The following is a 6635-nucleotide window of genomic DNA, read 5'->3' as shown; positions in this document are numbered from 1 at the left end:
GGTGACCAGGAAGCCGACCGTCCAGAGCATCGGGGTCTCGAAGCTCAGCGAGCCCCTCCACATGGTGCCGATCCAGTTGAAGAACTTGACCCCGGTCGGGACGGCGATGAGCAGCGTCATGATCGAGAAGAACGGCAGCAGCACCTGCCCGGTGACGAACATGTGGTGCGCCCAGACCGTGATCGACAGGCCGGTGATGGCGACGGTGGCCGCGATCAGGCCGCTGTAGCCGAAGATCGGCTTGCGGCTGAAGACCGGGATGATCTCGGTGACGATGCCGAAGAAGGGCAGCGCGATGATGTAGACCTCGGGGTGGCCGAAGAACCAGAACAGGTGCTGCCAGAGCAGGGCGCCGCCGTTCGCCGGGTCGAAGACGTGGGCGCCGAACTTGCGGTCCGCCTCCAGGGCGAGCAGCGCGGCGGCGAGGACCGGGAAGGCGAAGAGCACCAGGACGCTGGTGAGCAGGATGTTCCAGACGAAGATCGGCATCCGGAACATGGTCAGGCCGGGTGCCCGGAGGCAGATGATCGTGGTGATGAAGTTGACGGCGCCCATGATGGTCCCGAAGCCGGAGAGTGTCAGCCCCATGATCCACATGTCGCCGCCGATGCCCGGCGAGTGGATCGCGCTGTTCAGCGGCGCGTAGGCGAACCAGCCGAAGTCGGCGGCGCCGTCCGGGGTCAGGAAGCCGCCGACCACGATCAGCGAACCGAACAGGTAGAACCAGTAGGCGACCATGTTCAGCCGGGGGAAGGCCACGTCCGGGGCGCCGATCTGCAGCGGCATGATCCAGTTGGCGAAGCCGGCGAAGAGCGGGGTCGCGAACATCAGCAGCATGATCGTGCCGTGCATGGTGAACAGCTGGTTGAACTGCTCGTTCGACAGCAGTTGCAGCCCGGGCCGGGCCAGCTCGGCCCGCATCAGCAGGGCCATCACCCCGCCGACCAGGAAGAACCCGAACGAGGTGGTCAGGTAGAGGGTGCCGATCCGCTTGTGGTCGGTGGTGGTCAGCCACGACACCAGCACCCGGCCCCGGCGCCCCCGGCGGGCCCGCGGACCGTGGCCCCGGCGGGCGTGCGGCGGTCGCTGCGGGCCGCGGCCGGGGACTTCGGTTCTCGGCAGAAGGGTCATGGCTCCGCACCTTCCTGGGCACCGTCGCGAGTGGTCGGTCAAGCACTACCAGTCACGATTGCCGGGAGCGTGCGGCACGCCGGGGCGGGCCGGGGCGGCATCAGCCGAACGCGGCCGCACGCCGGGCCCGCGCCCCCGGCCCGGCCCGGACGCCCCCGGCCGGCGCAGCGGTGGCACCCGGCGGCCGTACCGCGCCCGGGCCGGGAGGATCCGGCCGGGCCCTCCGCGCCGAGCCGCTCAGCCCCGGGCCCGCTGGGTGGCCGCGATGCACAGCAGGACGGCGAGCGCGGTGACCGGCGCGGCCGGCGGCAGCTCCTCCCCCAGCAGCAGGACGGCCCACACCAGGGTCAGGCCCGGCTGGGCGAGCTGCAGCTGACTGGCCTTCGGCACCCCGACCTCGGCCATCCCCCGGTACCAGACCACGAAGCCGCCGAACTGCGAGACCGCCGCCGTGTAGGCCAGCCCGCCGACCGCCCCGGCCGACAGGTGGACGGGTTCGGCCGCCAGGGCGAGGGCCGCGGCCGGCACCGTGACGGGCAGCGAGGCCACCACCGCCCAGCCGATCACCTGCCAGCCCGGCATCTCGCGGGAGAGCCGGCCGCCCTCCGCGTACCCGGCGGCGCAGACCAGCAGGGCCCCGAACAGGTAGAGGTCCGCCACCGCCAGGCGGCCGTGGCTCTGCTGGAGGGTGAAGCCGAGCACGGCGGCCGCGCCGGCCAGTGCGGCGCACCAGAAGGCCCGGGAGGGCCGGGCGCCGGTGCGGGCCGCCGAGACCGCGGCGGTGGCCAGCGGCAGGACGCCGACGACGACGGCCGTGTGGGCGGTCGAGGAGGTCTGCAGGGCCAGGGTGGTCAGCAGCGGGAAGCCGAGCACGCAACCGGCCGCCACCACGAGCAGCCCGGGCCAGTACCGGCGCTCGGGGACGGGGACCCGGGCGGCGGCCAGGCAGCCCAGCGCGAGGACGCCGGCCAGCACCCCGCGCAGGCCGGTCGCCGTCCAGGGGCCGAAGCCGGTCAGGGCGCCGGCGGTGGCGGGGAAGCTGAAGGAGAAGCAGAGGACGCCGAGGGCCGCGAGCAGGGTGCCTCGGCCGGCCGGGACGCCGCTCCGGCGGGCCACCGCTATCGTCGTCGGGCGAGTAGCGCTATCTTGTGCCGTCATGAATGAGCCTAGCAGCGTCCATGAACTGGCCGACAGCCTCCGCCGCGATCTCGACCGCTACTCCGAGGGGGAGAAGCTGCCGTCGAGCCGGGCACTGGTGGAACGCCACCAGGTGAGCCCGGTGACGGTCTCCCGGGCGATCGCGGTCCTGGTCGCCGAGGGGCTGGTGGTGGCCCGGCCCGGCGCCGGGGTGTTCCGGGCGCCGCGGGCCGGCGGCGGTGCCCGCCCGGGCGACCTCTCCTGGCAGGAGGTGGCGCTGAGTGCCGAGGTGGGGCCCGCCAACCCGGGTGTCGCGGGCCTGCTCACCACCCTCACCGTCCCCCCGCCGGACGTGATCGACCTGAACGGCGGCTACCCGCACTCCTCGCTGCTGCCCGAGCGCACGCTGGCCGGCGCGCTGGCCAGGGCCGGGCGGCGGCCGGGTGCCTGGGGGCGGCCGCCGGTGGACGGGCTGACCGAGCTGCGGGCCTGGTTCGCCCGGGACATCGGCGGGGCCGGCGGGTCGCTGAGCGCCGCGGAGGTGCTGGTGACGGCGGGCGGCCAGAGCGCGCTGACCACCGCCCTGCGCTCGCTGGTGGCGCCGGGCGCCCCCGTCCTGGTCGAGTCGCCCACCTACCCGGGGACGCTCGCCGTGGCCCGGGCGGCGGGGCTGCGCCCGGTGCCCGTCCCGGTGGACGCCGACGGCGTCCGGACCGACCTGCTCGCGGAGGCCTTCGAGGCCACCCGGGCCCGGGCCTTCGTCTGCCAGCCGCTGTTCCAGAACCCGACCGGCGCGGTGCTGTCGGCGCCGCGCCGGGCCGAGGTGCTGCGGATCGCCCGGGCGGCCGGCGCCTTCGTGATCGAGGACGACTTCGCCCGCCGGCTGGTCCACGCGGACGCCGCCGCGCTGCCCCGCCCGCTGGCGGCCGAGGACCCGGACGGGGTGGTGGTGCACGTCCGTTCGCTGACCAAGGCCGCCTCGCCCAGCCTGCGGGTGGCGGCGCTCAGCGCGCGCGGGCCGGCCCTGGAGCGGCTGCGGGCCGTCCAGGTGGTGGACAGCTTCTTCGTCCCGCGGCCGCTCCAGGAGGCCACCCTGGAGCTGGTGGGGGACCCGGGCTGGGCGCGGCACCTGCGCGTCCTGGCGGCCGAGCTGCGGGACCGCCGGGAGGCCGCGGTCGCCGCGCTGCGCCGGGGACTGCCGGGACTGCTCGGGACGGCCGTGCCGGCCGGCGGGTACCACCTGTGGCTGCGGCTGCCGGACGGCACGGACGAGGCCGCCGCGGCCGCCGCCGCCCTGCGGGCCGGGGTCGGCGTGACGCCGGGGCGGCCGTACTTCGCGGCCGAGCCGCCCGGCCCGCACCTGCGGCTGAGCTACGCGGCGGCGGAGAGCGCCGCCCAGGTGGCCGAGGGCGTCGAGCGGCTGCGCCGGGCCTGCGCGGAGGACCGCGCCTGAGGCCGCCGGGTCACCCGGCCGTCCGGGTGCGGCCACCCGGGAACGGGCCACCGGACCAACGCACCACCGGGCCGGCTCCTCGGCCGCGGGCCCGGCCGGGGCGCGGGCTCAGCCGCGGTGGCCGGCCATCCGCTCCAGGCGGGCGATCCGCTCGGCCATCGGCGGGTGGGTGGAGAACAGCCGGGCACCGGCCTCGCCGGGGCGGAACGGGCTGGCGATCATCATGTGGCTGGCGGTCTGGAGCTGGGGCTCGGGCGGCAGCGGGAGCTGCTTGGTGCCGATGTCCAGCTTGCGCAGGGCGCTCGCCAGGGCCAGCGGGTCGCCGGTGATCCGGGCGCCGTCCGCGTCGGCCTGGTACTCCCGGGAGCGGCTGACGGCCAGCTGGATCAGGCCGGCCGCGAGCGGGCCAAGGATCATGATCGCGAGGATCCCGAAGAGGCCCGGCCCGTCGTCGTCCTCGCTGCGGCCGAACGGCACCAGCCAGGCGAAGTGGACCAGGAACATCACCGCCGAGGCGAGCGCCCCGGCCACCGAGGAGATCAGGATGTCCCGGTTGTAGACGTGGCTCAGCTCGTGCCCGAGCACCCCGCGCAGCTCGCGTTCGTCCAGCAGCTGCAGGATGCCGTCGGTGCAGCAGACCGCGGCGTTGCGCGGGTTGCGGCCGGTGGCGAAGGCGTTCGGGGCGGGGGTCGGCGAGATGTAGAGGCGGGGCATCGGCTGGCGGGCCGAGGTGGAGAGCTCGCGGACGATCCGGTACAGCCGGGGCGCCTCGATCTCGCTCACCGGGCGGGCCCGCATGGCGCGCAGGGCCAGCTTGTCGCTGTTCCAGTAGGCGTAGGCGTTGGTGCCGACCGCGACCACCAGGGCGACCACGAATCCGGCCCGGCCGAAGAAGCTGCCGATGACCAGGATCAGCGCAGAAAGGCCGCCGAGCAGTACGGCGGTCCTCAGTCCGTTGTGCCGGTGATGCACGGCAGGCCCTCCAGGTGGTGCGGTGGGAAGCCTTCTGTCTCAGTCCCCGTGCCGGATCAACGGACGGATGCGGGGGCCTTGTTCCCTTGTGCCCTCCGCGGTCCTCCCCCGCCCCCGGGCGGGCCGGACCCGGGGCGGGCCCGGGCGGGCCGGACGCGGGGGACGGACGCGGGCCGGGCAGGCTCCCGAGCGGGACGCGGCGGGCAGGCCTGCCGGGGCGGCACCGACCGGGCGGCCTCCCGACGGACCCGCGCACGAACCCGCACCCGGCCCCGGACCCGCACCGGCACCCGGACCCGAAGCCAGCCCCGAACCCGGACCGGGCCGGGCTCAGAACAGACTGCCGCCCGCCACCTGGAGCACCAGCTGCGGGAGCACCGACAGCACGACCGCCGCGGCGGCGGTGAGCGCGACGGTGGCCGTCAGCGAGACGGGCAGCCGGACGGCCGGGGCACCGGCCCCGGCGGCCGCCGGCGCGGCGGCCGGCCCGGGGGCGAACAGCTTCGCCGTCCAGACCAGGTAGTAGAAGAGCGCGATCACCACGTTGGCGGCCATCACCACGGCCAGCCAGCCGAGCCCGGCGTCGACGGCGGCCCGGAAGACCACCACCTTGCCGAACAGCCCGATCACGCCGGGCGGCAGCCCGGCCAGGCAGAGCAGGAAGAACGCGAGCGCCAGCGCCGTCCAGCGGCGGGTCGCGAACAGGCCGCGGTAGTCGTCCAGCCGGTTGCCGGTCGAGCGGCCCACCACGGCGGCCACCGCGAAGGCGCCGAGGTTCACCACCCCGTAGATCAGGCCGTACGCGGCGGTGGCGCCCAGCGCGTCCGGGCCGGGGCGGTACCCGGCGGCCGCGATCGGCACCAGCAGGTAGCCGGCCTGGCCGACCGAGGACCAGGCCAGCAGGCGGACGGCGCCGTGCTCGGTGTCGGGGCGCTGGCGCAGCGCCGCGACGTTGCCGGCCGTCATGGTGAGCGCGGCCAGCACCGCGAGCACCGGGCCCCAGCTGTGGCCGTACGCGCGGAACCCGATGCTGGTGACCAGCGCGAGCCCGGCCAGGCCCGCGGCCTTCCCGACCACCGAGAGGTAGCCGGCCACCGGGAGCGGGGCGCCGACGTAGGTGTCGGGGACCCAGAAGTGGAACGGCACCACGGCGACCTTGAAGGCGAAGCCGACCAGGACGAGCACCGCACCGGCCTCGGCCACCGGCTTCAGCTGGGCGGGCGCGTGCGGCAGGGCGTCCGCGATCACGCCGAGGTGCAGGCTGCCGGTGGCGGCGTAGACGAAGGCGACGCCGAGCAGCATCACGGCGGTCGCGGTCACCGAGGAGAGGAAGAACTTCAGCGCGGCCTCGGCGCCCCGGCCGTCCCGGCGCAGCGCGACCAGTGCGAAGGCGGGCAGCGAGGCGACCTCCAGGGCGACGACGAGGGTCGCCAGGTCCCGGGCGGCGGGCAGCAGGGCGGCGCCGGAGGCGCTGCTGAGCAGCAGGAACCAGTACTCGCCGCCGGGCAGCTTCGCCTCGTCCACGGTGTGCACCGAGAGCAGGGCGGCGATCAGCGCGCCGCCGAGCGCGAGCAGCTGGAAGACCAGCGCGAAGTGGTCGGCGACGTAGCTGCAGCCGGCGGTGCCCTGGACGTCCTGGAGGCAGAAGGTGCTGCGGGGGGTGCCGCCGGTGAGCGGCAGCAGGGCGGCGACGGCGAGGGCGAGTCCGGCGACGGCGAACCGGCCGAGCAGCTTCTTGCGGCGCTCGGGCAGGAAGAGGTCGGCGAGCAGGACGGCCAGGCCGGCCAGTGCGGCGATCAGCGGCGGTGCGACGGCCACCCAGTCGACGGACTGGATGAGGCCGCCCGGGTCGGCTACGGCGAGGGAGGTCACAGTGGGCTGCCCCGTGAGGTGAGAGCTGAGCTGCGGGCCGAGCGTGGTGGCGAGCTGGGCGGCGGGCATG

Annotated in this window: 5 protein-coding genes; 1 reads left to right on the top strand and 4 read right to left on the bottom strand. The window is 75.6% G+C overall.

All coding sequences use genetic code 11. From position 1 onward, the window contains the following. A partial coding sequence (locus IE329_RS29475) for a cbb3-type cytochrome c oxidase subunit I (protein WP_190214040.1) occupies positions 1-1131 on the bottom strand: 1131 nt, incomplete at its 3' end. Positions 1132-1368: 237 nt separating this feature from the next. Next, positions 1369-2289, bottom strand: coding sequence for a DMT family transporter (locus tag IE329_RS29470; RefSeq protein WP_190214039.1), 921 nt, complete (start codon positions 2287-2289; stop codon positions 1369-1371). On the opposite strand from IE329_RS29470, the gene IE329_RS29465 reads away from it, so the two are divergent. Next, on the top strand, positions 2288-3721 hold the full coding sequence (locus tag IE329_RS29465) for an aminotransferase-like domain-containing protein (RefSeq protein WP_190214038.1): 1434 nt from the start codon (positions 2288-2290) through the stop codon (positions 3719-3721). The genes IE329_RS29470 and IE329_RS29465 overlap by 2 nt on opposite strands. A gap of 108 nt (positions 3722-3829) precedes the next feature. On the opposite strand, the gene htpX is transcribed toward IE329_RS29465, so the two are convergent. Further along, the gene (htpX, locus tag IE329_RS29460) at positions 3830-4693 is read right to left on the bottom strand and encodes a zinc metalloprotease HtpX (protein WP_190214037.1); all 864 of its coding nucleotides are present in this window, start codon (positions 4691-4693) and stop codon (positions 3830-3832) included. A 330-nt stretch (positions 4694-5023) separates the two neighbouring features. Then, a complete protein-coding gene (locus tag IE329_RS29455; RefSeq protein WP_190214036.1) occupies positions 5024-6634 on the bottom strand; it encodes an NADH-quinone oxidoreductase subunit N in 1611 nt (536 codons plus the stop codon). Position 6635: the final 1 nt, after the last annotated feature.

This window comes from Kitasatospora indigofera, from assembly GCF_014655955.1.
Lineage (GTDB): Bacteria > Actinomycetota > Actinomycetes > Streptomycetales > Streptomycetaceae > Kitasatospora > Kitasatospora indigofera.
This window is presented reverse-complemented; position numbering and strand designations above follow the sequence as displayed.